Raw genomic sequence first — 22,850 nt, forward strand, 5'->3', positions numbered from 1 at the left:
CATAAAGGAGCTAGTCGCGTGGATACGTCTCCCAACTTGACGCTAGTCGCCTTAAGTTGTGTTAGCGCACGAACCAATTTTCAATTCCAAAATCCAAAATTGGCTTGGCATCGTGAAGAGGTAGATGCAGGCACATTAATCCTTTGACACCACTTAAAAGCAGGGTTGATTCCTGCTTTTAACTAGTTTCAGAGATAGTCATCCTCAACTCAGACCTTATCAGCTATACACCTACGGGAGTCTTAGCCCCTTCTGCTGGCTGTCTACCATCTGAGTCTAGTGCTTCGCCTTCAATAAATGAACGCAGCATCCAAGCTATCTCTTCATGCTGTTCGAGTAGTCCAGTTAAAAAGTCAGCAGTTCCCTGATCGTGGAACTTTTCACCAGACTGATCCACATGGTCTCTCAAATTACGAATAACCTGCTCGTGATCGTCCACTAAATTAGCTACCATTCCTGTTGCAGTGGGAACATTACCAGCATGTTCCTTGAGGGTAGCAAGCTTGAGAAATCCTTCCAATGTGCCAACTGGATAACCACCCAAAGCACGAACCCGCTCTGCCAGAGCATCAATATTCAGAGTCAGCTTTTGGTAGTGTTCCTCCCAAAGCTGGTGCAAAGAGCGGAACTGAGGGCCAACCACATCCCAGTGGTACTTTTTGGTTTTCACCAACAGTAAATAGGCATCTGCCAAATCTTGATTCAACAGATTAATTACACCTTGACGCTGTTCTTCGGTCAAACCAATGTTTATCGCACGCATTATTTTCCATCCCTAAGCAAACTTATCTATTAATTTGCCAAATTTTCCATATAATCCACATCAACCAAAGGAAACATTATGAGTTGAGATTAATTCTTACATTACATAGTTATACCTATGCCTTAATAGGTAGTACTATTCAATCGATAGATGATTTATCAAATTAGCTACATTTCCTTGTTTTTTCTCAGCTAAAAAATAGAGATATTAATACAATAATAAGTAGTGATGGGTGATTGCGTTAAAGCAATCACCCATCACTAGCAAAAAATTACCAAGGTATTAACTCTGTTATTTACCTGTAATTTTCTCTAACAAATTCTTTGCTTTTTCTTCCACTGAGGTTGCACCCTGAGAATTTTCAGGACTCTTTTGCTTGTCAATATCAGCCGCTCCTTGAACCTCGTTGAGTCCTTTATTGGACTCTTTTTGAACCTCTTTCAATCCTTGTGGTGGTTCTTTAGCAGCTTCGTCAGTTTTGCGCTGAATGTCAAGCAGTTGTGTAGTACCTTCGGTGGAGTCACTTTGGTAGCTATCGATCGCAAAAGCAGGAAAAGCATTAGAGAATAATACTAGGGCGCAAGTAAAAGCCACTACTAGAAAACGTACTGGACGGAAAATAGATAAAACAGAAGCAATTGTCTTCATTTGAAATCCTCAGATAACAGCTTTAACAACGCAGAATTTTACACTAAAAGAGCGAAGCATATATCTTTACTTAACAAATTTAAGCAATAATCAAACTGGCAAGCTCCGCTTCAATTTAGAAGTTATTGAAAAACGAACCTGACGAAGAAATTTCTTTTGCCTTTCTGCATTGGATTAGTAAGGGATAATAAGCAAATACCACCTTAATTCTTTAGCAAAATCATTAGATTTCACAAAATCATTAGATTTCATAATTGAAATTCTTCGTTTCAGGTTCCCTATTTACACTTTTACTTTGAAAAAGCTAACGTCTGCATCAATCTCTAGAATGAAGTTTACTGCATCTTTAGTTGCAATCAAATCAGCCTCTAGGTATATCGACTTAATCTAGTTTTGGCAGAAGAATGGCTCTACTATTTATGTTCAGTTAGCTCGACTTTATCCAATTCAAAGGATTTTAATGACTATGCACCTGAGAGGAAATTTGTAAAGTATCAATTTCTATAAAGATTCTCCTTAATCCCCTTTCATAAAAGGAGAAAAATAAATCTTTTCTTTAAACTTGATAAGTCTGCCTTATTACCTCTTCTATTGAACTTACCCGATGGAACATTTCTATTAATTCATGGGATCTTGTTTTTCGCTTTGCCAGTAGCACTTTTAATGGTGTCAAATAATGAACATCTGGATCGTCTCCCAAAGCAACTTCGGCTGCTTGCAAGACTTCTGTGGCATTCTCAAAAATATCTTCGTTGTCAAATGCTTCTTTTGCGGAAAGTTGGTGTAAGGCTGCATCGGGTACAGTTGCTCTACCTAACAAGGTTTTATCTAATACCAAACCTTTCAATAATGTCAGCAAAGCTGCGTAGATAAAAAAATCATCACAGCTATCACAAGCCTTAAATTCGATGCGTCCCACTTCCGCTGGAATGCGGGCGATTTTTGTTAAAGTAGGTATGCTATTAATCAGTTGTTCTTCTTTTTGAACAAAAACCAGAGTTGCCGATCTTTTTCCAGTTCTGATAAATGTTCGTACCGATAGTCCATCCCATAAACCTCCATTATAAAAGGGAGAGCTATAACTAAAAGGAACGATATAGGGACTGTAATAAGTTAACTTTTTGCCAATATCAATCACATCTTCAGTTGACAAATCTGCCACTGAAATATTTAAATCTGGCCCATAAGATACCATGTGAATATTAGCAGTTTGTTCGTCAGGATAAGCTTCTAACTGTTTGATTTCATAATTGTTTAATGGGGGTTGAGGCTCAAAAGCTGGATTGTAGGGATTGAAACTAACCAAAACTGGTGATAAGCCAAAGTCAGCGGCAACCTTACGTAGCAAGTCAAAACTTTCTGATAATTCAGTAATAGCGCCTTGAATATTAGAATGGATAGTTGTTCTAATTTCAATACCTTTAACATGACAATCTATCACTTCATCAGAATCCGCAAATCTTTCAAATCCCTCAATATACCATCTCTTCATCTTAATACCCGCATCGCCGACGCGGAGTTGAGGATAGTCACTGGGGTATGTAGGTAGCCTTGCAATAATTTGATTGAAATCAGCAAATTTTGTGTGTGAAAAATCAGCAAACTTTCCCTCATTGTTCAAGAAAGCGACTTCATGTTCAATGCCAAAGAAAAACATTATATATACCTTAATTTTTTAGAGTTAACCTAATTTAACTAATGCCAAGCGATCGCAATCCCATAGAGAAGCAAGTAACATCAGTAAACGATTCATTAGAGAAAAGCGTCGGCGATATTTAGCTGGCAGGTTCGCATACTTAGAAAACTCCATCACTCTGTAGCGCAAATTACAGTCTTGAACCTTATAAATATTTGAGATACTCCAATCGAATTCACTTTAAGTAGAAAAATTCTCAATAACGGTACAAATGGATTTTACCTTAAGACCGACTGTTGCGATTTGAAAACTTCTCTGATTTATCGTAAATTAAAGGGTTTAAGGGACTTACAAATAAAAAAATATTCAATTATTGATTGTGGGGTGGGCAACATGAGCGCCATATAAACTGAGCGCTCATGTTGCCCACCCCAGAAGATTGGATAATTTATTTCTTGGAGTTCCCTAAGAACCTGCAATCTACATGTAGCACCCATTTCAGTCGGGGTTTAAATCCCCGTCTAAAATGTCTAAAATATTTGAATTTTGAATTTTGAATTTTGAATTGTTAATTTTCTGTGTTGCTTCTACTATCTTCATAGTCACTGGGTAGGGTAGCGTAGTAGTGACTGAGGAAAGCTTGAGACGTGAGTTTATGACAAGTACCGTTCAATCCCCCTACAGCAGCGAACAGATTGCCGCTTGGTTGCGTGGACTGCTTACTATTGCTTGGGCTGATGGTAATTTTGATGACCAAGAACAGGAATTAATTGCCAGCATCACCGAAAATGAATTAGCTCCTAAGATTAAATTTGACTCACTAGAGGTAATTACCCCAGAGGAATTAGCCGCAGCGTTGGGTAAAGGTACACCAGCCGCAGAAAATTTCTTAAGGACAGCGATAATGGTAGCGATCGCAGATGGTACTTATTCTCCCAGCGAAGATGAGGTTTTGCAACATTTCTGCCAAGCCTTGGAACAGCCAGAGAAGTTACTCGAAGCCCTTCGCCAAACTCTGGAATACCCACAGCAAATTACCCCCACTATCGCCAGCACTGGGCTGACAAAGCGTCAAATTAATGCCCTACACCCCCTGCAAGACTGGCTCGATAGGCTAGATATCCAAGACCCAAGAGTAGCCCGATTTTTGTGTAAAATGATTCCCGCCCAGTGCCCCTTTGAGCGGGATGTCACCCTATTTGGACGCAAGATTGTGCATATACCACCGATGTGTAAAATCAACCCGTTATATGAGCAACTGGTAGGCTTACGTTTCCGCGCCCTCTCCTATTTAGCAGATAAATGCGGTGAAGATGTTTCACCATATATTTGAGTGAGGAGTAGGGAGTGGAGGAGCAGGGGAGCAGGGGAGCAGGGGAGCAGAGGAGCAGGGGAGCGAAGGAGCGGAGGAGCAGCACTTCTCTACGAGAGGCTGCGCCAACGGCTATGCTCAGTGACTGAGGATAAGTTGCAGTAAGTTTTTCCCCCCTGCCCCTCTGCCCCTCTGCCCCTCTGCCCCCCTGCCCCTCTGCCCCTCCGCCCCTCTGCCCCTTCACCAATGCCCAATAAATAGTTCTGTAGTTGAGTGAAAAATCTGACTCTGCTTTTGGGAATACTTGATTTATTCACCTGACTAATCTAGAACTCAGGCATCATCAATATGAAAGGGATTAAACCATCTCTATATTTTGTACCCTTTTCCTTACCTTTGTATTTGCTTTCTGGTTTAACAGCACAGGTACAAGCTCAGTCGTACCATACCAATAAAATTTGGCAAATAAGTCAAACATTTAAGCCGCCACAGCGGGGAAAACCTCCCGCAAGTGCTGGTGGTTCTACCCGTGGTAGCTCTTGCCTAACAGGCAAAAAACCGATCGTTCCCTTAATACCCCCAGATAAATTAGGGTTGACATTTGCTCAACATCCAACATTTTTCTGGTATATACCTCCATCTCAACTCAAAACAGCCAAGTTTTTGCTCTTGACTGAAGACCAGAACATATTTTATGAAACCTCTTTTACACTTCCAAATAAACCGGGAATTATTAGCTTTAAACTTCCTGATAGTGCCCCTGCACTTGCTGTAGGTAAAACTTATCACTGGTATCTAACAATTGTTTGTAATACTCAAGACTCTAGTGGAAATCCAACTGTAGATGGTTGGGTGGAACGCACTCAGCCAGAAGCAACCTTGTCGCAAGCGTTAGCAAAGGCAAATTTATACAAGTTGCCTACCATCTATGCAGAAGCTGGGATTTGGCATGAAGCGCTGACTAGTTTGGTGCAGCTACGCCGGACTGAGCCAAATAATTTCAAAGCAAGGCTGGATTGGAGACAATTTTTCAAGTCTGTAGGTTTGAATGCGATCGCTTCCGAACCATTGATTGATTGTTGCACATCTAAGAATTAACCACAAAATTAAAAAAGGGTATTGGGCATTGGGAAAACTCCCAACTCCAAACTCCCAACTCCAAACTCCAAACTCCCAACTCCCAACTCCTAACTCAGCACTCAGCACTCAGCACTAAATATTATGTGGGCAAAGCTGAAACCGCACATCTGGCAATGGCGGGGTGTTTTACTTGCTGTTCCCAATATTACAGCTCTGGTGATTGCAATACGCTTGACTGGATTACTGCAATTGTTGGAATTGGCAGCACTAGATCAATTTTTTCTCCTCCGTCCACAAGAGCCGGCTGATACCCGCATTGTCATAGTTGAGATTAATGAGGCAGATGTCCGCAAGCAGGGACAGTGGCCTATGCCTGATGGAAAACTTGCTAGTTTGTTAGAGAAAATCAAACAGCAAAAACCTAGAGCGATTGGTTTAGATATTTATCGTGATTTACCCGTGAATCCCGGTTATCAAGATTTACTTAAGGTTTTCAAATCTACTCCTAATTTGATTGGAGTCCAAAAAGTCTCTGATACGATTGATAGTTCGGCGGTTGATTCATCTCCAGAACTGAAGAAACTTAATCAAATTGGGTCGAATGATTTACCCATAGATGGAGATGGCAAAATTCGGCGAGCATTATTGTATGTAAATTTAAATAATGATCAGATTCTGGAAAGCTTTGGGCTAAAACTGGCATTGTTGTATTTGAAACCTGAAGGTATTACTACCAAGCCATCAACAACTAACTCTAATTATTTGCAGTTAAATCGGGGTGTTTTCCCAATTTTTGAAGCTAATGATGGAGGTTACGTCCGAGCCGATGCGGGGAGTTATCAAGTGCTGTTGAATTACCGAGGACGGATACAGCAGTTTACTAAAGTCTCTCTGACCGAAGTGCAAGAAAACCGCATCCCACAAGATTTAATGCGAGATAAGGTGGTATTAATTGGTGCTACCGCTGAGAGTTTGAAGGATTTATTTTATACGCCTTATAGCAGTAATGTCTTGACTGACCCGGAACGAATGGCGGGTGTAACAATTCATGCTAATTTGATTAGTCAAATTTTAAGTGCGGCAATGGAAGGTCGTCCGCAGATCGAGTGTTTACCTGAGCCGTTAGAATGGTTATCAATTTTGATTTGGTCAATTATTGGTGCTAGCTTGTGTTGGCTGCAACGCCACAGTAGCAACCAGAAAATGCTCATGGCTATTAGTGTTTTGTTGGCAGGTGGCGGTTTAATTGGTGGCAGTTTTCTGGCGTTTTTAGCTGGTTGGTGGATTCCCGTTATCCCTTCAATGCTGGCTTTTGTCGGTTCTGCGATCGCACTTACTCAGTATATTGCTCAAAGTGCTACCGAGATGCGAAAAACCCTCGGCCGCTATCTAACTGATGAAATCGTCGCCAATATCCTCGAAACTCCTTCTGGGTTAAAGCTAGGAGGAGAACGCCGAAAAGTTACGGTTCTCGTGTCTGATTTAAGAGGATTTTCGGCTATTTCCGAACAATTGCCCCCGGAAGAAGTAGTAAAGATTTTGAATCTTTATTTGGGAACAATGACAGATGTAATTAACCAGTATAAAGGCACGATTAATGAGTTTATGGGTGATGGTATTTTTGTGATTTTTGGTGCGCCAATTAGTCGCAAAGATGATTCTGAAAGAGCGATCGCTTGTGCTATTGCCATGCAATTGGCAATGCAGCAAGTGAATGAACAAAATCAGCAAATGAATTTCCCAATCCTGGAAATGGGAATTGGGATTAATACAGGCGAGGCTGTAGCGGGAAATGTTGGTTCTCAAAAACGCGCTCAATATACAGTCATTGGCAGTCATGTTAATTTGGCTGCTCGAATTGAATCTTATACAGTGGGAGGACAAATTTTAATTTCCGAAAATACCTGTAATGATGCCAATATTGACCTACAAATTGCTGGGCAATTACAAATAGAACCCAAGGGCATAAAACACCCTGTGACAATTTGTGAAATTCGTGGCATTGGCGGTAAATATAATTTATTCTTGCCTAAATATGATGAAGAAATGATCGTTCTCACTCAAAAAGTGCCTGTAGAATACTCCATTTTGCAGGGGAAACATACAGTAGGAACAGTATTTATGGGTGAATTGATTAGCCTCTCAGAAAAAGGAGCGCAGCTGCAATCGCCACATTCTTTAGAACTCTTGAGTAATCTCAAACTCAAGTTATTGATTGAAGCAGCAATGGCTACAGAAGAAGATATCTATGCCAAGGCGATCGAACAGTCTAATGTTGACGAGCATCTTTTTTTGCTTCGGTTTACAGCAGTTCCTCCAAAAGCGATCGCAATTCTCAATGCACTGCGTCAGGCTGGGTGAGATTAAGGCATCAATCTTGAAATGGTAACAAATGGAGGTGTATGTAAATAGGGTAAACCGAAAAAGTAGGTAGTCTAGCTTTTTCTAAAATAGTAACAATTGTTGCTGATACAACCAAGCGATCGCGGTAAGATTTTGGACTTAAGCCCGATCTAACTCCAATAACTCATAATTTTCAACGAATAATTAATAATTCGTAATTTCTGCTATGAAGCAACTCACTTGAGTTCTGGAGTTAAAAATATGATTTCTTCTAAAACTGAGATTCAATTACATCCTAAGAACAAATGACAAACGGAAACAAATTTCAAAGATTAGTAGAACTTGCAAATGATTATGGAATTATTTGCGAACCAACACCAGAAGAATGTTTGATTGCATCCTTGCCTGGAGATGATGATTTCTTATTAGCTTTTACTTGGTCTGGTACAGTTGAGGGAGAGCCGCCAGAGCATGAATTAATCGCAATTAGCGTACAGGATATAGTCAAAGAAGTTACCGTTGCAGCTTGGCAGATTCCTTTTTATTTATTCGGAAACGTTTTAAGACAAGCTCAGATGCTTGTCGCTGCCCACAAAGATTTTGTTAGCTAAGAGACAACCCATAACTAAAAACTGCTATCCCTGTCAGCTGTCTGTGGCAGGGATTTTTATTTCAACTACTGCTTTCAAGATTTATAAAATATAGGACTTACGCACTTTAGACATTGACTATTATGTGAAGAGTCAGCTTGTTAAACTAAAAGTCTTACCCTGCCTCGTTCCCAGGCTGTGCCTGGGAATGCAATCGAGTAGGCTCTGCCTACTTGTTTGACGGGAGACAAAGCCTCCCATAAGAGCATTACAAGGCTCTGCCTTGTAACGAGAGCTAATTCACAGTTGGCTGTCTTTGTTAATGCATAATATCAAGTTCGGGTGATTACTTATAATAAAACTTATCAATGTAGGTTGGGTTGAACGGCAGCGAAACCCAACATGAACAAGGATCAAGCGTTGGGTTTCGTTCCTCAACCCAACCTACAGATGTTATAAGTATTTAACTGAACCTGATATAAGTTCTAAAATATTATCTGTTGAAAGTAAAAAAACAAGGCTCTTCAGTTGTCACAAGTTCTAAACACTGTAACTCAAAAAATTAAAGTAGCAATAACAACAACTCTTTATGTGTTAACTACAGCTTTTTCTGTAGTTAATAACGCTTCTAGTTTAATAAGTAAAGCTTAAGTTGTTGTTAATACTGCTTAAACAGTAGTTATCAATGCTTAAGGTGTTATAACTTAACCCTTAAGCCGTTGTTACTATAGCTTTTTCTGTAGTTAATAACGTTTCTAGTTTGATAAGTAACACTTAAGCTGTTGTTATTACGGCTGAAGTTGTACTTATAAACATTTAAGTTGTCGTTAAGAGACAAGAAACTAATCTTCCCAGTCTTCATCTCCTTTCTCTAGATTTTTAACCGCCTGCTACTTAAATGCTACTTAAAACGGTAGCCTTAAATAATCCAGCAACTCACACACACTGCATCATGTTACCCAAACCCAAAAAACACTGGACACCCCAGCACTGGGCAAGTTGGAAGCCTTTTGGCATTGGCGAACAGTACCCTAACAACTACTGGGAAGTATTTCGGGCAATTTGGCTGTCTCGTGACAAACTACCATACACGTGGAATATCCTAAATAAAGGTGTCTGCGATGGTTGCGCTCTCGGAACAACCGGGATGAAAGATTGGACTTTAGATGGGATTCATCTCTGCAATGTCCGGTTGCGGTTGTTGCAGATGAATACGATGCCAGCTTTTGACCCTGTGCTATTGGCAGATGTTTCGCAGCTACAAAAGCAAAAAAGTGCCCAATTACGGGACTTGGGAAGACTCCCTTACCCGATGATTCGTCAACGTGGGGAAAAAGGCTTTCGCCGTGTGAGCTGGGATGAAGCTTTAGGGGTAATTAGCGATCGCATCCGCTCCACTACACCAGACCGCCTCAGTTTTTATGTTACCAGTCGCGGTACTGTCAACGAAACTTATTATACCACCCAAAAAGCTGTGCGGGCAATGGGAAGCAATAATATTGATAACGCTGCCCGCATCTGCCATTCTCCCAGTACAGCAGGATTGAAAGCTGCTTTGGGTGCTGGGGCTACCACTTGTTCTTATAAAGACTGGATTGGGACTGATTTATTAGTCTTCATTGGCTCGAATGTTGCCAATAATCAGCCTGTTACCGTTAAGTATCTCCATTATGCTAAAAAAGCTGGCACAAAGATTGTAGTTATTAATACTTACCGCGAGCCGGGAATGGAGCGCTACTGGGTGCCCTCAATTGTAGAAAGTGCCGTTTTTGGTACAAAGTTTGCCGAAGACTTCTTCTTAATCAACATGGGCGGGGATATAGCATTTTTAAATGGCACTATTAAACATATAATTGCTAACAACTGGGTAGACCAGTCATTTATAGATTTATACACAGATGGGTTTGCCGAACTCAAAGCATCGTTAGAAAGCCAATCTTGGGAAGAATTAGAGCGGCTTTCTGGAACATCCCGCGAGTCAATGTACGCTTTTGCCAAAATGGTCAAAGAAGCGAATAAAGCCGTATTTGTTTGGAGTATGGGTATTACTCAGCATGAATGTGGTGAAGATAACGTGCGAAGTATCATTAATCTAGCTCTCACCAAAGGATTTGTCGGTCGGGAAGGCTGCGGTTTAATGCCAATTCGCGGTCACTCTGGGGTGCAGGGTGGTGCAGAGATGGGATGTTACGCCACAGTTTTTCCTGGTGGTAAACCCATCACCTCAGAAAATGCTGCTCAATTGAGTCAGCATTGGGGCTTTGAAGTGCCAGCAAGTAAAGGTTTAATTGCTCCAGAAATGATTAACGCCGCACATCAGGGGGAAATAGATGTGTTGGTTTCTGTGGGCGGGAATTTTTTAGAAGTACTGCCAGAACCAGATTATGTGGAAACGGCGCTGAAGAAAATACCCCTGCGGGTACATATAGATATTGTTCTCTCCAGCCAAATGTTGGTGGAACCTGCTGATACTGTGGTGCTGTTACCTGCGACGACTCGCTACGAAATACCAGGAGGAGTCACAGAAACTAACACCGAACGCCGGGTAATTTTCAATCCAGAAATTCCGGGGCCGCGCATTGGAGAAGCGCGTCCTGAGTGGGAAGTGTTTTTAGAATTGGCAAGACGGGTAAAACCAGATTTGGCAGATAAGCTGGCTTTTGCGAACACAGCTGCTATCCGTCAAGAAATTGCTCAAGTTGTCCCGCAATATGCTGGTATTCAACACTTACAGCAAGCTGGCGATCAGTTTCAATATGGTGGCTCGCATTTGTGCTTTGGTTGGAATTTTCCGACAGCCGATGGGAAAGCACACTTTGGCGTATTATTGCCACGACAGAGAGAATTACCAGAAGGTTATTTTTTATTAGCAACCCGCCGAGGCAAACAATTTAATAGTATGGTGCAGGAACGCAAGGATGCAATTACTGGGGCGATGCGAGAGGCGGTGCTAATGAATGCTGCTGATGCTGTACAGTTGGGTTTAAAAGATAGCGATCGCGTCCTTCTTAAGAATGATTTAGGCGAGTTGTTGTGTCAAGTCTATATTGCCCCAATTCAGTCAGGAAACTTGCAAGTACATTGGCCAGAAGGGAATGTGCTACTAGATAAAAGTAAGCGATCGCTCGAAGGTGTACCCGATTATAATGCGATCGTGCGCTTGGAAAAAAAATGCGACAAATAGACCATTTGTAGAGACGCGATTCATCGCGTCTTTACCCAAGGATGCGTTGCTTGATATAATTTGCATCAAGACTACCGCAAAGATGAGCATCTCTGCGGTAGTTCTAAGTTAACCACTATTAAAGTAGAGCAAAAACAGCCAGGTCTAGCTTAATTTGCTACTTTCAGTTATCTCCAATTCTAGAAAGCTATTGAAAGTTCTTGGACTTACCTAACCGAACGTTTCCACGACACTCAACATGAAATTAATCCGTTGCTCAAACTCTAGTTTTTTGACCAATGCGACAAATTCATCCGTTTCACCAGGAAGTTGATAGTCCGAGGGCACTTGAATTATGGTTCCATTATCCATTCCTTGTGCCAGCAGAAACCAAACGTCTAATTTGGCATTGGGACTTAGACTATTATAGGTTTGGCTGATATCGTTAGCTGCACCATTAATAATGTCGCGTTGTGCTTGCAGTTGCTCTTCTTTAGACAAGTCCAAAAATTTGTCAAACACTGCTTTGGCAGGAGCTTCAACGCTTGGAGGAGGTGCTGGTTGTAGCTGCTCTTTAAGATCGAGATAACCGAACCAGAGTAAGGCTAGCTGAGTATCTACATCAAAGCGTTGAAAAGTTTCTAAAGCTGGTCTTGTTGCTTCATCAATTGTGTAAGTCATAAAAAACTCCAACTAAGTTAAGGCTATTTTGATTTCCTCAGTAACTCACCGAGAAAATTGCTTTCAGTGCTTCATACAACTTAACGAACAAATATAGATAGATAACCCTACTTAGGATAGGTATAGGACTTATTACATAAGACAGATATAGATAACTGAAATTGCTAGTTACAAAAATGCCTGCTTCGATGTATATGAAAGCTAAGTAACGTCTGTGACTCTAAGCGATCGCTTGAAGGAGTTCCTGATTATAATGCGATCGCACCTCTGGAAAAACAAACCTAGATTACGGTAAGTTTAAATCACCCATCTCACCCCAAGACTTGCAGCCATGTCCGCCGCCAAAGATTTTGAATTCCCAAATGATGTAATATTTCCTCTAGGGGATTTATATAGTGACGAACCACCTTTGGAAAGCGAATTACATCTACGCCAAATAATTCTGCTGTTGCAATCTTTGGAATTGTGGTGGCGAAACCGCAATGACTTTTACGCTGCGGGTAATCTAACAATTTACTACAGCCAGCGGCAGAAGAGATCGGAAGAATTTCGGGGGCCGGATTTTTTTGTAGTGCTGGGATGTGAACGCAAAGTCCGTAAAAGTTGGGTTGTTTGGGAAGAAGATGGGAAATATCCCAACATAATTGTAGAGCTTCTCTCGAATTCTACAGCCTCAACTGACAAGGGTTTGAAAAAACAAATTTTTCAAGATATCTTTCGCACACCAGAATATTTTTGGTTCGATCCCAATAATTTAGAATTTGCTGGCTTTATCTTGATTGGCGGTACTTATGAACCGATAGAACCTAATCCTCAAGGATGGCTGTGGAGTCAGCAGTTAAATTTGTACTTGGGTGTTTATGAACATAAATTGCGCTATTTCACTGCGGAAGGGAATATAGTTCCTACACCGGAAGAAGTCGCTGAACAAGAAAAGCAACGTGCTGAACAAGAACGACAACGCGCTGAACAAGAAAAGCAACGTGCTGAACGCCTAGCAGCCAAATTGCGAGAACTGAACATTGACCCAGAAAGTTTATAATGCCAGTAGGGTGAAAATTATAATTACAAATTAGTACTCAATGATTCTCGACAACCTCTATACCTGTCCTAGCTACTGATTTAAGATCGACATTCTGATTGTTTAGCAACACTACTATAGTGGTATTCTCACTGGGTAAATATGCAAGCAATGTTGCAAAGCCATAAGCTATACCACTATGCCCAATTGCTTTTGCTAAAGGAGATGAAAATCTTTCTACACCCAAGCCATAGCTATAGCCTGCACCATTATCTTTAAATTTCAGCATTTCTTTCATTATCTTCGGCGAGAGTAAGGTTTTTTTGACAAATAACGCTTTGGCGAACTTGGCTAAATCCTCTGCTGTTGAAACCAATCCCCCATCTCCCAAACCATTGCCATCATTGACTTCGGCGTAGCTATCTAGCTTACCATCCTTATTGCGATCGCCATAACCTGTAGCTACTTCTCCAATTGTCGGTTCGCGCAATTCTGTGAAGGTATGTTTTAATCCTAATGGTTTTAAAATCTGACTGCGGATTGCTTGGGCGAGAGTTCCCCTAGTGGTATTTTCAACAATCAGTTCCAAAAGAATGTAGTTGCAATCAGTATAAATAAATTTTTCTCCGGGATTTGCCTTCGGTTCTTCTTGATACATATACTGAATAGCTTCTCTGGCTGTCCAAGGCTGTGAGCGACTTCTTTTTGCAGTAGCTTGAAGAAATGCTTTTGTATCTAGGTATTCAGCAACACCACTGGTATGGTTGAGCAGTTGACGAACTGTAATTTTGTCGCTGTTGACAATATGAGGACTAATATCTCTTGGTAAGTAGGTTGCGATCGCCCGATCTAATTCTATCTTCCCTTGTTCTACTAACTTCAGCACAACCACCGCCACAAAAGTTTTACTCATACTGGCAATAGAAAAGCCATCTGTGGGTTTCATCCGGGTTTTCGTTGATAAGTTACTCACACCAGTTGCTCCCAGCCAAGAACCTTTAGGTGTAGTAATATACATAACTGCACCGGGGATTTTCTCTTCTACAACTATTTCATTTAAAAGTTTCTGTAATTGAGAACTTTTTCCTACGGTGGAGGTAGACATGACTTGTTTAGCAAGAGATTTTTCAATTACTCTCTGACTAATGTTATTAGCCACTAAGTATCCTGTAAAACCAAGGGAAATCACAAAGACTATTGCAAATAAAATTTTTCTGAAAGCCAAAAGTTTTAGGTTCATTTTACTTCCTAAACAGAAACATAGCCGTTCTAGCTCAACTGCACAAAGTAATTGGCAAACATCAACCTGACATCTGACATATAAATAGCATTACTTTGTTTCCAGATTAGTATCAAAATTTCAATTCACCAACTTTCACAAACATGAGAATCCTAACTAAAAGTAAAACCAAAGCCACTGTTTGGGTAGTGGAAAAAGGTCAAATACGGCCTCGTTTAGACCAACTTACCACCGAAGAACCTTTGGAAATTCGTCTTCTCCCTTTCCAGAAGACGGTAGCTGTAACAATGCGGACACCAGGGGCAGATTTTGAACTAGCAGCTGGTTTCCTCTACAGCGAAGGAGTCGTTAGCCGCAGGGAAGATATTCGACGTATCAGCTACTGCGTAGATGAATTGGTAGATGGTGAGCAGCGCCATAATATCGTAAATGTGGAACTGCGGGATGGGTTGATTCCAGATTTACAGCCTTTGGAGCGCCATTTCTACACTAGTAGCGCCTGTGGGGTGTGTGGTAAAGCAAGCCTTGAAGCTTTACGTCTGCGGGGATGTCCAGTGATTCCTTCTGGCCCAACGGTAACACCTGAGATCGTATACAGCCTACCAGACAAACTCCGGGCTGCTCAAGGTATCTTTACTGCTACGGGGGGTTTGCACGCTGCGGCTATCTTCGATATTCAAGGACAACTGTTAAACCTGTGGGAGGATGTTGGACGACACAATGCTTTGGATAAATTGATTGGTACAGCTTTGCTCAGTGATGAGTTGCCTTTAAATAATTGTATTGTCCTGGTTAGCGGGCGCTCTAGTTTTGAGATTTTGCAAAAGTCTACAACTGCTGGGGTTCCTATTGTCTGTTCTGTTTCTGCTCCTAGTAGTTTGGCGGTATCCGTCGCCAAGGAATTTGGGATTACCTTAATTGGATTCCTGCGCGGAGAACGGTTCAATATTTATACTGGTTTACAAAGAATAAATGCTGCTTAAGAACACTTTTATAGTGGCGTGGCGAGGCTAAATTGTTGCAAACAAATTTGTAGGTTGGGTTGAGGTTTTTTGATGAAAATTCTAAATCATAAAAATGGGATAAATCATCACAAAGACGCGATAAATCGCCGTCTCTACAATAATCAGTCTTTTGTAGAGATGGCGATTCATCGTGTCTCTTGCCTTAGAGGATGTTTGAAAAGTCTTGTTGTTGGTAGCAAAAAGTTTTAGATCCCCCTAAATCCCCCTTCAAAAGGGGGACTTTAAGAAGTTTTCCCCCCTTCAAAAGGGGGGCTAGGGGGGATCAATAAGTGCCTAAAATCACACCTAAGCACTTTTCAAACAACCTCTTAACCCGATCCGATCGATGTTGGGGTTTCCTGTTGCTCAACGCAACCTAAATCTAATGAACTATTTTAGCTGTCTTGAGCCAAGATATTGAACCTTTAATTGCTATGAACAAAAAAATTACATAAAGAAAAGCAACAAATTTAACTTCTTTAACGTAATACAACCAAATACCAATAACATCAACAATAATCCAGTAATACCAACTTTCAATCCTTTTTTGTACCATGAGCCACATAGCAGTAAAACTCATGATTGTTGTAAGTGCATCTAAATAAGGAAAAGAAGCTTTCTCTAGAAATATTGCAGGGAGTAACAGATGAATTTGACTCATCAAAGCTCCCGTTGCGAATGAAACTGCTATTGTAATTGCTGCAATCAAAACAATTTTACGCGGTGGACTATATCGAACCTGTAAAACTTTACCAGTATCAGATTCAGGTGTAATCCATCTCCACCAACCATACACACTAATAACTAAGTAATAGACTTGTTCTAACATATCCGCATACAAACGGATTTGATAAAAAAGTACCATGTATAGCAAGACGCTGACTATCCCAACAGGCCAAGTCAGAATCTTCCTCTGAGAAATTAGCCACACCGACCATACAGAAAAAATCGTTCCCAAGAATTCTACATAACTCATGGGATATCCCATAAGATTGAAGGCGATAGTATTGATACTCCAAAATTCAATCATTTTAATACACTTTATAAAATCATGTTTTTGAAAAATAAATTTCCTAAATTGCTATACTTTTGGTAGGATGACACTACTTTTTTAACCAGACTAATACGTGTATTTATATCGCCATAAATGCGAAAAAATGGAATCTTTCTAATAATTAAGTCGTTCTGAATCTGTTTTTGAAATATATTACGATTTGCCTCTCCAGAACGATCCCAGGTATCATCATAAGGGATATCTGAATCACAAAGAAATATTAAATCGTAGCGCGACATGGCTTGATGGGCAAGTTCTGCTAACTCTGGGGCAACAGTTTTGTGGTAATACAAGGAGAATTGATAGGTTGTCAATGCATTAGTATCTGTAAATAAATACTGGTTTGCTTGCAATAATAAGACTTCTTCACGTTCTAAATGTCCTTTGGCAATCTCCACAAGTTGCGAGAGCGAAAGTTGCCTATTAATTTGATATTTTTCCCAATACTCGCGCCCATACTCTGGCATCCATACAGTATTAAACTCTTTAGCTAATTGTGATGCAATGGTGGTTTTACCAGTCGAAGGAGCGCCCAGAAAAACAATATTGGCGATCAGATCGCGGTACACATCAGGATGTAAATACTCCCGAAATGCGTAAGCGTCGCTTCTTACTTGCGTTCCAGAAATTGGAAAAGTTTGGCGATCGCAATCTACGAGCCGATTAACTGCCCCCAGCGCCTGACTTACGTGTTCACCGTAAAATTCACTACAGTAAAAGTGGGTAATTTTTTTGGATTTTAATTGTTTCAGGATGTAATCTTCGTGCTTTTGCTTAATCTCAGGAGTATCACCAACCTCAGTTGGGCCATCCCACGCTTCAATCACCTGAATTTGTGGATAAATTTGACGCAGCCAATTCGCTCGAACTGTTAAAGGAATAGCAGTCACTTCTGGACACTCATAAATCATCACAAGTACCTCATCCATCTCTGCTAAGGCTGTTTCAATCACCAATTGATGCCCTTTATGGAGAGGCGCGTATTTACCTAGCGTGAGTCCGCATTTACCAGTCATAATTTTGACTTTTTATAGATATTTATTACTCTAAAAAAGAAATAATCAATGGTCAGGAAATATTGATTACAAAAGAGTTTATGCCTGAAAAGGAAGCTCGTTCAGCAATTGCTAAGTTTTTTCTTGGTTCAAAAGAAGCTTATCGATCTAGTACCGCAAGGCGGAATTAAAAAATAAACGCCGTCTCTACAATAATTAGTCTTTTGTAGAGACGGCGATTTATCGCGTCTTTGTGATGATTTATTGCATCTTTAGCGATCTAGAATTCAGATGAGATATTAGCTAACTTAGTCCATTAGATGCTGCTGTACTTGTGAAACTAGTTCATTTGTCCAGTAGTTGGTGAGTTCGGCATTGGCTGCTTCCACCATTACTCTAATGACTGGTTCTGTGCCAGAGGCGCGAACCAAAATTCTGCCGGAATCGCCCATTGCAGCTTCAGCAAGAGCGATCGCTTGTTGCACAGGTTGGCAATCTTGCCATCCCAAACGGCGATCGCGATCGACAACGCGCACATTCCGCAACAATTGTGGATAGGTTTGGAAGCTTCGATCTACTAATTCGCTCAAGGGAACACCCGCCTCTTTTAGCAAAGATGCTATGTGTAATGCTGTTAACAAGCCATCTCCAGTTACGGCATAATGACGGCAAAGAATATGCCCTGATTGTTCGCCACCTAACATTGCTCCAGTCCGCTGCATTTCGGCTTGCACGTATTGATCGCCAACTGCGGTACGAATTAAGTTACCACCAATTTGCTGCCAAGCTTTCTCAAAGCCTAAGTTGGCCATGACTGTAGATACAATCAAGTTGTCTGGCAATTGTTGGTTTTGTTGTAAGTGCCGTCCCCACAGGTAGAGAATGTAATCACCGTTAACTTGTCTGCCTGTATTGTCTACTGCTAAGACGCGATCGGCATCGCCATCGAAGCCAAAGCCGATATCGGCGTTGTGTTCTTGTACGGTTGCTGCCAGAATATCTAAGTGGGTGGAACCACAGTTAACATTAATGCGATCGCCATCTGCTTCGTTATGCAAGCAGATTACCTCCGCCCCCATTTCTGTAAATACTGATGGTGCTAACCCAACTGCGGCTCCCCATGCCAAGTCTAAAACAATCTTCATTCCCTGAAGATTTAAGGCACCATTCAAGGGTTTTTTCAACGCCGAGCTATAATCTTCCACTAACTCGAAACGTGAGTAATGCCGTCCGCAATTACTGACTCTAGCGATCGGTGATATCTTGCCACGCAGTCCGGCTTCAATTTCTGTCTGCAATATTTGCGGCAACTTCCCACCATTACCACCAAAAACCTTAATCCCATTGTCTTCTGGAGGATTGTGGCTGGCAGAAATCATCACTCCGCCAATGGCATCACTGATACTGGTGAGATAGGCAACGCAAGGAGTGGGGCATAATCCCAAATACCAAACCTCTAACCCCGCTGCTGTTAACCCTGCACTCAAAGCCATTGCCAGCATATCGCTGGAGTTTCTAGAATCCTGTCCGAGAATGACTGGCCCTACTTGAGTAGCATGGTTACGTAAAACAATCCCCGTCCAAAAACCAACTTGCAATGCTAGAGGCGCACTTAGTAATTCTCCGACTCGCCCGCGAATCCCATCTGTGCCAAATAAGGGATTTGCAGGTAGTGGGATTAAATTCAGTCCAAAACTGCTCTCAATCCCTTTGCCCAATCCCTCAACTTCAGAAGTAGAACCCCCAGAAATGCCCGATGTCCGAGTTATAGATGAAACCATATTTTTAAACACTCCACACAATCACACTGAAAAATAAATAGCACTTAAGACTTTATTCAGCAATTTTGACATGCTTTTTCTCTTTAGAAATTCATTCTAGATCGAGCTATATTTACGTAATAATACTGAATTTTTCTTTCTTAGATTGTAAATCTTTGATAAAGTCAGTATTGGTTTTTACGTTATTAGTAAAGTCTCCACATCTTAGCTAATTATTCCTTTTATGCCGACAATTTTCGTTTTGATTTTTATCTGTATTAGTTCACACTTTACAATCCTATTATTCAGTAACTATGTAATAAATATTACTGTTGGTGGAGCGCATAATTTTTCACCCAGGCTGAGAATGAAAGCAAGATTCAGCTAATAACAACAAAAAATCAAAATACTGAAATCTAAAATTCTGTTCTCTTAGCCTTGTCGCTGTGTAAAAAATTACAAAATCATCGCAGCTTAAAAAATTTTAATATAAATTCTCATCAAATAGTTTTAAGGTAACGTTTTAATGGCTTTTTTAGCCGTTAGTGAATTAAAACTCCGGCAGTAAACTTTTTAAAGTTGAGAAATTTAGCATGAGCAGCAATTTAGCAACCAAATTACGTGTAGGCACTAAGAAAGCCCACACAATGGCAGAAAACGTAGGTTTTGTCAAGTGCTTTTTAAAAGGAGTAGTGGAAAAAAACTCTTACCGGAAACTTGTTGCTAACTTCTACTTCGTCTACTCAGCGATGGAAGAGGAAATAGAAAAGCACCGCCAGCACCCAATAGTTTCTAAAATTAACTTTCCTCAGCTAAACCGCAAGCATAGCTTAGAGCAAGACCTGAGTTATTATTTTGGTGCAAACTGGAGAGAGCAAATCAAACTATCTCCCGCAGGTGAAGCTTATGTACAGCGCATCCGAGAAATATCTGCTACAGAACCGGAATTGTTGATCGCCCATTCATACACTCGTTACATAGGTGACTTATCCGGGGGACAAATTCTCAAAAATATTGCTGTTACAGCGATGAATTTGTCTGATGGACAAGGAACAGCTTTTTATGAGTTTCCAGAAATTACTGATGAGAAGGCATTCAAAGCCAAATATCGGCAAACTTTGGATGAATTACCCCTTGACGAGGCGGCAACCGATCGCATCGTTGATGAAGCTAACGCCGCCTTTGGCACAAACATGAAGCTGTTCCAGGAATTGGAAGGTAATTTGATCAAGGCGATCGGTGTGATGCTGTATAATACTCTTACACGGCGTCGTACACGTGGTAGTACTGAACTCGTCACAGCTGAGTAATCGTGTTGAGATTGCGGAGTGTGGTGTGTGGAGTCATAAGTTCAGATAGCCTGATGAAGGATAATTCATAGGTGTTTCTGGCGAAAGAGCGATCGACGCTCAAAATATTTAGGGGCAATAGCCTTGTGACTGCTTTTGATATGTGAAAGCAAGCATTGGGAGATTGCCCCTCAACTATGATTAAAGGCTTCAAATCTGGCTTCGGCTTGGGCTGTATGTTCGCGAACGATCGCAAACGCACTCATTGCTACTTTAATCTGACGCCCGTAGCGATCGCTAGCCAATCTTTTCACTTTCTGCACCAATGCTGTCGTTTTTTGTGGCTCGTCAGCATTGATAAATAAATAATCTCCCAGACGAGCCGCTAGATTAATTGCCCGATCTGATTCACCAGCAATGAAAATAGGTGGTGTTGGTATAGGCTTATCTGCGAGAATACCACCCTTAATAGTGTAATATTTACCAACGTAATTAAAGTCTTCGACTGTCCACAGCCCCTTGATTACATCAATGTACTCTTCTAATCGCGCGTAGCGATCGCTGTGGGGTAGCCAGATATCTCCATAGCTTTCTATTTCTAATTTCCACCAACCTGCAATACCACTGAGAGCAAATCTGCCGTTACTGAGTTGATTTTGAATGTTTGCACTCAAATTGGCCGCCACCGCAGGTAGTTTAAAACTAGGTTTACAGCCGCAACAATCTTGATATTCTTGGTGTTCAAACTTGCTAAAGCTGCTGTAATCCAGGCATCAGCGACATTATAGTTAGGCCCAATCACGACATCGGAAAAATTGTTGTCCGATCATTACAAAACTACGGTAGTACGATCGATTTATGGTATATTACGACCATCAGATCCTGAAATTGTCTACTTCTAAACTCACAGTATCCAGCCGCTCTCAAGCTTTCGATTTTGACTAAAATTTTGCCCGATTAAGTTTTAGCTGATTTGTTAGCGATCGCAAATTAGGCTTTGTTGCTTCAATTGCAAACTTAGACAAATAACCAAGCAGTTTCAATTACAAACGTACAATTATGGTAGATATTAAGTTCGCATACTGGATTCCCAACGTTAGCGGGGGGCTAGTAGTAAGTAAAATTCCCCAACGAACAGATTGGACTTATGAATACAATGCTCAACTGGCTCAAACAGCTGAAGAAGTCGGGTTTGAATATGCTCTAGCACAAGCCAGATTTATCGCCAGCTATGGCGCTGAGTACCAGCTAGAGGCATTAACAACCGTGTCAGCCTTAGCTCCAGTCACCAAGAAATTAAAGCTAATTGCGGCAGTTCACCCTGGATTGTGGCATCCGGGAGTAGTTGCCAAAATCGGTGCCAGTATTGATTTTCTCTCTAACGGTCGGTTTGCTCTGAATGTAGTTAGCGGCTGGTTCAAAGATGAATTCACTATATATGGCGAACATTGGTTAGACCATGACGAACGCTATCGTCGTTCAGAGGAATTTATTCGCGTTCTCAAGGGTTTATGGACTGAGGATGAGTTTCACTTTAAGGGCGACTTTTACCGGATTAACGGCGGTTGGGTGAAACCTAAACCAATTAATCAGAATCCCCACCCGGAGATATTCCAAGGTGGTAACTCCAAGGCTGCACGGCGGATGGCTGGCCGGGTGTCTGATTGGTATTTCATGAATGGCAACACCATAGAAGGTGTGAAAGAGCAGATTGCAGATGTGTCTGAATTAGCTCGTCAAGAAGGACGCAAAATCAAGTTTGGTCTGAATTCCTTTATCATCGTGCGAGATACGGAAGCAGAAGCCCATGAAGTATTGCGCGATATTATTGCCCAAGCTGATGTAGAAGCTGTCAAAGGATTTGGCGAAGCGGTGAAACAGGCGGGATCTTCTAGTCGTGAAGGTCAGGGAATGTGGGCGAATTCCAATTTTGAAGACTTAGTGCAGTATAACGATGGCTTCCGTTCAGGCTTGATTGGTACGGCTGAACAAGTTGCTGAAAAGATTCGCCAGTTCCATGAAGTGGGAGTTGATTTAATTCTTGGCGGCTTCTTACACTACACAGATGATTTGCCAGCATTTGGTAAGACAGTAATACCAATTGTGCGCGAATTGAAAGCTAATCGTCGTGCAGCTGATGAATTGGTTCAGGTGTAGCTAGTTACCCTGAGTTAACTACTTCTGCAAGTAGTTGTGTAATTTATCCGGGCAACTGGTAAATCGTTCAATGGTTAAGCCCATCCCTACAAAAATTCAGATTCAATCTGTTAG

At 41.2% G+C, this 22,850-nt stretch carries 19 protein-coding genes; 9 read left to right on the forward strand and 10 right to left on the reverse strand.

Annotated features, from left to right (window positions below; translation table 11 throughout):
• Window positions 1–223 precede the first annotated feature (223 nt).
• The 4 genes from V7K84_RS08235 to V7K84_RS08250 form a co-directional block, all read right to left on the reverse strand.
• On the reverse strand, window positions 224–763 hold the full coding sequence (locus tag V7K84_RS08235) for a Dps family protein (RefSeq protein ID WP_334837308.1): 540 nt from the start codon (window positions 761–763) through the stop codon (window positions 224–226).
• Between the two features lie 291 nt (window positions 764–1,054).
• On the reverse strand, window positions 1,055–1,411 hold the full coding sequence (locus V7K84_RS08240) for a hypothetical protein (RefSeq protein ID WP_334837309.1): 357 nt from the start codon (window positions 1,409–1,411) through the stop codon (window positions 1,055–1,057).
• Between the two features lie 556 nt (window positions 1,412–1,967).
• A complete protein-coding gene (locus tag V7K84_RS08245; RefSeq protein ID WP_334837310.1) occupies window positions 1,968–3,068 on the reverse strand; it encodes a glutamate-cysteine ligase family protein in 1,101 nt (366 codons plus the stop codon).
• A 24-nt stretch (window positions 3,069–3,092) separates the two neighbouring features.
• Window positions 3,093–3,221 carry a hypothetical protein gene (locus tag V7K84_RS08250; protein WP_334837311.1) on the reverse strand — a complete coding sequence of 43 codons (129 nt, stop codon included), beginning with the start codon at window positions 3,219–3,221 and terminating at the stop codon, window positions 3,093–3,095.
• A 481-nt stretch (window positions 3,222–3,702) separates the two neighbouring features.
• Between V7K84_RS08250 and V7K84_RS08255 the strand changes: the two genes are divergently transcribed.
• The 5 genes from V7K84_RS08255 (at window position 3,703) to V7K84_RS08275 (ending at window position 11,556) form a co-directional block, all read left to right on the forward strand.
• A complete protein-coding gene (locus tag V7K84_RS08255; protein ID WP_334837312.1) occupies window positions 3,703–4,380 on the forward strand; it encodes a Mo-dependent nitrogenase C-terminal domain-containing protein in 678 nt (225 codons plus the stop codon).
• A gap of 327 nt (window positions 4,381–4,707) precedes the next feature.
• Complete coding sequence (locus V7K84_RS08260) at window positions 4,708–5,457, forward strand: DUF928 domain-containing protein (RefSeq protein ID WP_334837313.1); 750 nt, start codon at window positions 4,708–4,710, stop codon at window positions 5,455–5,457.
• A gap of 123 nt (window positions 5,458–5,580) precedes the next feature.
• Window positions 5,581–7,800, forward strand: coding sequence for a CHASE2 domain-containing protein (locus V7K84_RS08265; protein ID WP_334837314.1), 2,220 nt, complete (start codon window positions 5,581–5,583; stop codon window positions 7,798–7,800).
• Between the two features lie 287 nt (window positions 7,801–8,087).
• The gene (locus V7K84_RS08270; protein ID WP_094352832.1) at window positions 8,088–8,393 is read left to right on the forward strand and encodes a hypothetical protein; all 306 of its coding nucleotides are present in this window, start codon (window positions 8,088–8,090) and stop codon (window positions 8,391–8,393) included.
• Window positions 8,394–9,324: 931 nt separating this feature from the next.
• The gene (locus V7K84_RS08275) at window positions 9,325–11,556 is read left to right on the forward strand and encodes an FdhF/YdeP family oxidoreductase (protein WP_334837315.1); all 2,232 of its coding nucleotides are present in this window, start codon (window positions 9,325–9,327) and stop codon (window positions 11,554–11,556) included.
• A 210-nt stretch (window positions 11,557–11,766) separates the two neighbouring features.
• Here V7K84_RS08275 and V7K84_RS08280 read toward each other — a convergent pair whose 3' ends face one another.
• A complete protein-coding gene (locus tag V7K84_RS08280; protein WP_334837316.1) occupies window positions 11,767–12,216 on the reverse strand; it encodes an orange carotenoid protein N-terminal domain-containing protein in 450 nt (149 codons plus the stop codon).
• Window positions 12,217–12,547: 331 nt separating this feature from the next.
• Between V7K84_RS08280 and V7K84_RS08285 the strand changes: the two genes are divergently transcribed.
• Window positions 12,548–13,258: a Uma2 family endonuclease gene (locus V7K84_RS08285; protein ID WP_334837317.1), complete on the forward strand. Its 711-nt coding sequence runs from the start codon at window positions 12,548–12,550 to the stop codon at window positions 13,256–13,258.
• 37 nt (window positions 13,259–13,295) lie between these two features.
• On the opposite strand, the gene V7K84_RS08290 is transcribed toward V7K84_RS08285, so the two are convergent.
• The gene (locus tag V7K84_RS08290) at window positions 13,296–14,477 is read right to left on the reverse strand and encodes a serine hydrolase domain-containing protein (RefSeq protein WP_334837318.1); all 1,182 of its coding nucleotides are present in this window, start codon (window positions 14,475–14,477) and stop codon (window positions 13,296–13,298) included.
• A 143-nt stretch (window positions 14,478–14,620) separates the two neighbouring features.
• On the opposite strand from V7K84_RS08290, the gene fdhD reads away from it, so the two are divergent.
• Window positions 14,621–15,460: a formate dehydrogenase accessory sulfurtransferase FdhD gene (gene fdhD, locus V7K84_RS08295; protein WP_334837319.1), complete on the forward strand. Its 840-nt coding sequence runs from the start codon at window positions 14,621–14,623 to the stop codon at window positions 15,458–15,460.
• Window positions 15,461–15,863: 403 nt separating this feature from the next.
• Here fdhD and pnuC read toward each other — a convergent pair whose 3' ends face one another.
• The 3 genes from pnuC to glmM all read right to left on the reverse strand — a co-directional run bounded on the left by pnuC (window position 15,864) and on the right by glmM (window position 19,311).
• On the reverse strand, window positions 15,864–16,511 hold the full coding sequence (gene pnuC / locus V7K84_RS08300; protein WP_334837320.1) for a nicotinamide riboside transporter PnuC: 648 nt from the start codon (window positions 16,509–16,511) through the stop codon (window positions 15,864–15,866).
• 11 nt (window positions 16,512–16,522) lie between these two features.
• Window positions 16,523–17,551 carry an AAA family ATPase gene (locus V7K84_RS08305; RefSeq protein WP_334837321.1) on the reverse strand — a complete coding sequence of 343 codons (1,029 nt, stop codon included), beginning with the start codon at window positions 17,549–17,551 and terminating at the stop codon, window positions 16,523–16,525.
• 287 nt (window positions 17,552–17,838) lie between these two features.
• A complete protein-coding gene (glmM, locus tag V7K84_RS08310; protein ID WP_334837322.1) occupies window positions 17,839–19,311 on the reverse strand; it encodes a phosphoglucosamine mutase in 1,473 nt (490 codons plus the stop codon).
• Between the two features lie 572 nt (window positions 19,312–19,883).
• On the opposite strand from glmM, the gene V7K84_RS08315 reads away from it, so the two are divergent.
• Window positions 19,884–20,600, forward strand: coding sequence for a biliverdin-producing heme oxygenase (locus tag V7K84_RS08315; RefSeq protein WP_334837323.1), 717 nt, complete (start codon window positions 19,884–19,886; stop codon window positions 20,598–20,600).
• A gap of 170 nt (window positions 20,601–20,770) precedes the next feature.
• Here V7K84_RS08315 and V7K84_RS08320 read toward each other — a convergent pair whose 3' ends face one another.
• The gene (locus V7K84_RS08320; protein ID WP_334837324.1) at window positions 20,771–21,253 is read right to left on the reverse strand and encodes an LLM class flavin-dependent oxidoreductase; all 483 of its coding nucleotides are present in this window, start codon (window positions 21,251–21,253) and stop codon (window positions 20,771–20,773) included.
• A 385-nt stretch (window positions 21,254–21,638) separates the two neighbouring features.
• Here V7K84_RS08320 and sfnG point away from each other — a divergent pair, with 385 nt between their 5' ends.
• On the forward strand, window positions 21,639–22,736 hold the full coding sequence (gene sfnG / locus V7K84_RS08325) for a dimethylsulfone monooxygenase SfnG (RefSeq protein ID WP_334837325.1): 1,098 nt from the start codon (window positions 21,639–21,641) through the stop codon (window positions 22,734–22,736).
• Window positions 22,737–22,850 lie beyond the last annotated feature (114 nt).

Origin of the sequence: Nostoc sp. (assembly GCF_036917315.1) — a bacterium.
In the GTDB taxonomy this organism is placed as follows: domain Bacteria; phylum Cyanobacteriota; class Cyanobacteriia; order Cyanobacteriales; family Nostocaceae; genus Nostoc.

What these genes read in the sequence shown, in the direction of transcription:
- V7K84_RS08235 (WP_334837308.1), bottom strand. Translation starts at nt 763, where the DNA reads ATGCGTGCGATAAACATTGGTTTGACCGAAGAACAGCGTCAAGGTGTA.
- V7K84_RS08240 (WP_334837309.1), bottom strand. Translation starts at nt 1,411, where the DNA reads ATGAAGACAATTGCTTCTGTTTTATCTATTTTCCGTCCAGTACGTTTT.
- V7K84_RS08245 (WP_334837310.1), bottom strand. Translation starts at nt 3,068, where the DNA reads ATGTTTTTCTTTGGCATTGAACATGAAGTCGCTTTCTTGAACAATGAG.
- V7K84_RS08250 (WP_334837311.1), bottom strand. Translation starts at nt 3,221, where the DNA reads ATGGAGTTTTCTAAGTATGCGAACCTGCCAGCTAAATATCGCCGACGC.
- V7K84_RS08255 (WP_334837312.1), top strand. Translation starts at nt 3,703, where the DNA reads ATGACAAGTACCGTTCAATCCCCCTACAGCAGCGAACAGATTGCCGCT.
- V7K84_RS08260 (WP_334837313.1), top strand. Translation starts at nt 4,708, where the DNA reads ATGAAAGGGATTAAACCATCTCTATATTTTGTACCCTTTTCCTTACCT.
- V7K84_RS08265 (WP_334837314.1), top strand. Translation starts at nt 5,581, where the DNA reads ATGTGGGCAAAGCTGAAACCGCACATCTGGCAATGGCGGGGTGTTTTA.
- V7K84_RS08270 (WP_094352832.1), top strand. Translation starts at nt 8,088, where the DNA reads ATGACAAACGGAAACAAATTTCAAAGATTAGTAGAACTTGCAAATGAT.
- V7K84_RS08275 (WP_334837315.1), top strand. Translation starts at nt 9,325, where the DNA reads ATGTTACCCAAACCCAAAAAACACTGGACACCCCAGCACTGGGCAAGT.
- V7K84_RS08280 (WP_334837316.1), bottom strand. Translation starts at nt 12,216, where the DNA reads ATGACTTACACAATTGATGAAGCAACAAGACCAGCTTTAGAAACTTTT.
- V7K84_RS08285 (WP_334837317.1), top strand. Translation starts at nt 12,548, where the DNA reads ATGTCCGCCGCCAAAGATTTTGAATTCCCAAATGATGTAATATTTCCT.
- V7K84_RS08290 (WP_334837318.1), bottom strand. Translation starts at nt 14,477, where the DNA reads ATGAACCTAAAACTTTTGGCTTTCAGAAAAATTTTATTTGCAATAGTC.
- fdhD (WP_334837319.1), top strand. Translation starts at nt 14,621, where the DNA reads ATGAGAATCCTAACTAAAAGTAAAACCAAAGCCACTGTTTGGGTAGTG.
- pnuC (WP_334837320.1), bottom strand. Translation starts at nt 16,511, where the DNA reads ATGATTGAATTTTGGAGTATCAATACTATCGCCTTCAATCTTATGGGA.
- V7K84_RS08305 (WP_334837321.1), bottom strand. Translation starts at nt 17,551, where the DNA reads ATGACTGGTAAATGCGGACTCACGCTAGGTAAATACGCGCCTCTCCAT.
- glmM (WP_334837322.1), bottom strand. Translation starts at nt 19,311, where the DNA reads ATGGTTTCATCTATAACTCGGACATCGGGCATTTCTGGGGGTTCTACT.
- V7K84_RS08315 (WP_334837323.1), top strand. Translation starts at nt 19,884, where the DNA reads ATGAGCAGCAATTTAGCAACCAAATTACGTGTAGGCACTAAGAAAGCC.
- sfnG (WP_334837325.1), top strand. Translation starts at nt 21,639, where the DNA reads ATGGTAGATATTAAGTTCGCATACTGGATTCCCAACGTTAGCGGGGGG.